General features: G+C 70.5%; 2 protein-coding genes. One reads left to right on the top strand and one right to left on the bottom strand.

Going from position 1 to position 3,443, the window contains the following annotated elements:
- Positions 1–1,735, top strand: a 1,735-nt coding sequence (locus tag C1I95_RS32825; protein ID WP_233514035.1) for a tetratricopeptide repeat protein, incomplete at its 5' end; no start/stop codon positions are given.
- Here C1I95_RS32825 and C1I95_RS32820 read toward each other — a convergent pair.
- The gene (locus C1I95_RS32820; protein WP_158566521.1) at positions 1,707–3,272 is read right to left on the bottom strand and encodes a hypothetical protein; all 1,566 of its coding nucleotides are present in this window, start codon (positions 3,270–3,272) and stop codon (positions 1,707–1,709) included. The two genes, C1I95_RS32825 and C1I95_RS32820, sit on opposite strands and share 29 nt — an antisense overlap.
- Positions 3,273–3,443 lie beyond the last annotated feature (171 nt).

Raw genomic sequence — 3,443 nt, 5'->3', positions numbered from 1 at the left:
GGCGTATGTCGACCTGGATGGTTTCCGGGTGGGCGAGGCGTTGCAGGTTGGTGAGGTGCAGGCGGCGGTGCTGCGTCAGCTCGGGGTGCCGGTCGGTGAGCTGTCACCAGCGGCGATGGCGGAGCAGTACCTGCGTGCGTTGGTGCACCGGCGGTGTGTCCTGGTGGTGGACAACGTGCTCGGTGTAGCGGAGTTGTCGGCGTTGGTGCAGCCGTGGCCGGCGAGCCTGGTGTTGGTGACGGCTCGACAGTTGACCGATGATCTACGGGCCTGGGCATCGGCTGCGCCGGTGATCCTGCACGGGTTGGACGAGCGGGGCGCGTGGGAGATGTTGGAGCGTCGCTGTCCTGGGATGCTGTCCGCCGAGCCGACGGCGTCGCGGGAACTGCTGGAGTTGTGCGATCGGATCCCGTTCGCCATCGTGCAGGTCGCGGTGCGCTTGTCTCGGCGGCGCGGTGTACCGGGGGCGGTTGCGGCGGTTCGGGACGAGCTGGCCAGCAGCGACGACCCGGGTGAGTTGATCCTGCGGTGCCTGGGCCAGACGATGCGGGAGCTGCCCGACGCCACCGTCGACGACCTGATCGTCTTGGCCACGCAGCCGGTGCGGAATTTCAGCCACGAGGCGGCGGTAGCGACGGTGGGGCATGGTGTCGACCGCCTGATCGACGCCGGGTTGGTGGTCGCCGAGGCGCGGGGCCGTCTGCGGTTGCCGGGGCTGATCCGTGACCACGCGCTACGGATGCGCCCAGACCACGCGGTCGACGCCGATACGCCGTTCGAGCGGCTACTCACGTTCTACCGTGACCGGGCGGTCGCGGCGGACCTGGCTGGCGGTCAGCGGCTGCGCCGCTACGAGATTCCGTCTGGACTGGGGTGGAACCCGTCGTGGTCGGCGCCGCTGGATTGGTTGGAGACCGAACTGGCGGCGATCGTCGCGATCATCCCGCGTGCCTTCCACGCTGGCCGGTTCGTGGAGGTGACGCAGTTGTGCGGTGCGCTGGAGCCGCTGCTGACCAGCCGCGGCCACCATTGGCGGATCTCCGGCGCCAACGAGTGGGGCGTGCGGGCCGCCCACGCGCTCGGTGACCGGGTGCTGGAGGCGCGCATTCACGCCGCGCAGGCACGCCTGTTCACCCAACTGCATCTGCTCGACCGGGCGGAAACCGCCCTGACCGAAGCGGAGCGCCTGCTGGACACGACCGATGACGCGCACATGCATTCGTCGGTCGGGGAGTTCCGGGGCCGGCTGGCCGAGGCCCAGGGCGACTACGGCGCCGCGGAACAGGCGTTCCGCCGCTGCCTCGCCATCGACGAGCGGCAGCAGTTGCGCAGGGCCGCCGGTATCCACCATCGGATGCTCGCCAACGTGCTGCTGCATCTCGGCCGGCCGCAGGAGGCGCTGCCGCTGCTGGCCACCGCGTTCACGTTGACCGACGACGTGCGCAACGCCGCCCGCGCGCATACCGTGGCGGCCCGCGCCCATCTCGCGCTCGGCGACCTGCCGCAAGCGCGCGCCGCGATCGGACTGGCCCGTCAGATGGTGGCCGAGGCGACGGCGACGCAGTACGGGGTCGAGTTGGCCGACATCGAAGCCGAACTGGCCTGGCGTGGCGGCGACCCCGAGACGGCCCGTGCCCGCTGGGGCTGGATCGCCCAGCTCTACTGGAACACCGGGGATCCCCGCTTCGACCGCTACCTACGCAAGCTCAACGTGCTACCGCCACCACCCCGATAACCCGCCGGCCAAGATGAATTCTGTCCTCGCCTGGGAGACGGCCGAGCGTGGTGAGTCGGACGTACGCCAGCGACGCGAGCACGATCGGATCAAGCGGTTCGTCAGCGTGCAGAATAGTCACCCGGCCACCAGCCCAGACCGCGCACGATGTCTCGTCCACGACCGTTGCCAGGACGCTTGCCTGCGGCCACCGCGCCACCTCCTCGGCCGCCCGCACCGGCCAGCCCTTCGTTGACCACACCGCACGGTCGTCGACGACCACGACACTGGCCGAGGCGAGCTGGGCCAGGCTGGCGGTACGCAGGTCCGCGACCAGATGCCGATGCTCCAGCCCGCCACGCGGCTCGCCGTGGCCGAGGTCGGCGTACCGCTCAATCCGGACCCCGTCGCGCTGAATCGCCACGCCGACCACCGTCGCAGGCATCGCCGGTACCGATAGTGCAGGCGCGACAACGGGACCGAACATCGCCGGGTCCGCTGGTTCCTCCAACCGCAGCAGCCCGTACACCAGTCGTCGCAGGCGACGCGCGCACTCTTCACCATCCGCATCTGGCTCCGCCAACAGGTCCATGACCTGACCGTGGACACCTGCCCCATGCTGATCGATCGCCGTATCGAGCTGGTCCCGGGGTCGTTGATCAACATCCCAGACCGGCGCGGTCTCGGCGAGCAGCGCCGCCGCAGACCCGGGAACCGTCACCGCGCTGCCCCGACCCGCCAGCACCACCGGCTTGTCCAACGCCGCCGCGTACAACGCCAGCGAACCATGATCAGAAATCACCACCGACGCGGCCAACAACGCCGCCTGCCACCCCTCGTGCGGCGTGACCACCTGGACACCGTAAGCGGCAGCCTGCTCCAACCAGGACCTCACCTGCCACGGGCCGTGCGCCGCCCACACCCCCGGATGCAGCACCACGACCACCTGGTACTCATCCACCGGCAACCCGCCCACCAGACGCTCCGGCAAGTCCGGCAACCGACCCAACGCCGAATCCGGCCCGAACGTCGACGCGAGCACCACCAACCGCCTGTCCCGCGCACCAAACGCCGCCCGCAGCTGCCCGCCCCGAAAGCGTGAGCCGCGCATCCGCGCCAGCGCCGGATCCCCCACCACCACCCCACGCGACGCCGCCGGCGCACACACCCGCGCCAAACGCTCCAAATGCGCGGCATGAGGCAAACCAATCGCGGCCGGCACCACCCGGCCTCCCATCACCAGCCGCTCCGGGTTCAAGCCCGACACCACCGCCGTGCCCGGGTAGAACTTCTGATGCCCCGCACCATGCGGCACCAACAGCACCGGCGCGTCAAGATCCACCAGCTGGTCGTTCTCGCTCGCCGCCAACGCCAGATCGAACCTCGAACCCACCGCGTCACGCCACGGCAGGACCGGCGCTCCCAACTCCTCCAACGCCTCGTCCACCCCGGCCGCCAACACCGACCGGGATCCAACGTCACAGGTAAAGAACGTCTGAACACGCCGATCACCGGCCGTCAGCGACAACACATCCCGCAACCGGCCCAACGTCGTCACCGTGCGGACAACCACCAACAACCGGCGACGGACACCAACCGTCGTCCGGGCTCCGGGCTCCGGGCTCCGGGCTCCGGGCTCCGGGCTCCGGGCTCCGGGCTCCGGGCTCCGGGCTCCGGGCTCCGGGCTCCGGGCTCCGGGCTCCGGGCTCCGGGCTCCGGGCTCCGGGCT

Source organism: Micromonospora craterilacus, assembly GCF_003236315.1.
In the GTDB taxonomy this organism is placed as follows: domain Bacteria; phylum Actinomycetota; class Actinomycetes; order Mycobacteriales; family Micromonosporaceae; genus Micromonospora; species Micromonospora craterilacus.
The sequence above is the reverse complement of the archived record's forward strand: the minus strand, read 5'-3'. Positions and strand labels throughout refer to the sequence as shown.